Source organism: Nonomuraea deserti, assembly GCF_004348685.1.
GTDB classification, from domain to species: domain Bacteria; phylum Actinomycetota; class Actinomycetes; order Streptosporangiales; family Streptosporangiaceae; genus Nonomuraea; species Nonomuraea deserti.
This window is the reverse complement of the sequence record NZ_SMKO01000451.1, coordinates 1-533: the sequence shown is the minus strand read 5'-3', so window position 1 is coordinate 533 and position 533 is coordinate 1. Positions and strand designations below refer to the sequence as shown.

The following is a 533-nucleotide window of genomic DNA, read 5'->3' as shown; positions in this document are numbered from 1 at the left end:
TTTCGATAGAGGGGCTGACGGTTAGCGCTGTCAGCCCTTCGCCTTTCTGGCGGTGGTATATGTGTCCCAAGAATAAGAGCCCCCCAGCGTAGTCGGCCCCCCTAGCCACGCGGACGAGCCCAGCCCTGCGGCTTGGGCTCTCTGGCAGCAAGGCTTCCGAAATTAAATTTCTCTTAATGCTCGCCCGAATGACAGCTGATTTGAAGCATTTGTTGAGCGCTCGCGCCGAACTGGATGCGCAAATTGCGCAAGCCCGAGCCCTGGAGTCGAAGGCTGCGCTGGCCCAGATCCACGCATGGATCGAAGATTTTGGCTTCACCGCACAACAGGTTTTCCCGTGGAAGTCCACCGCCTCAAATAAGGTGGCGTCCAAGTATCGAGACGAAAAGACGGGGGCAACTTGGACAGGCCGAGGGAAGCCTCCCGCCTGGATACAGGGGAAAAACAGAGATGACTTCCTGATCGACAAGCCGAAACATGCCTCACTAAGCGACGGCCCGCTGCTTGCCGAAATGGCTGCCGCTGCCTACCGC

General features: G+C 58.2%; 1 protein-coding gene. It reads left to right on the top strand.

From position 1 onward, the window contains the following. Nucleotides 1-188: 188 nt before the first annotated feature. A partial coding sequence (locus tag E1292_RS50630; RefSeq protein ID WP_132606897.1) for an H-NS histone family protein occupies nt 189-533 on the top strand: 345 nt, incomplete at its 3' end.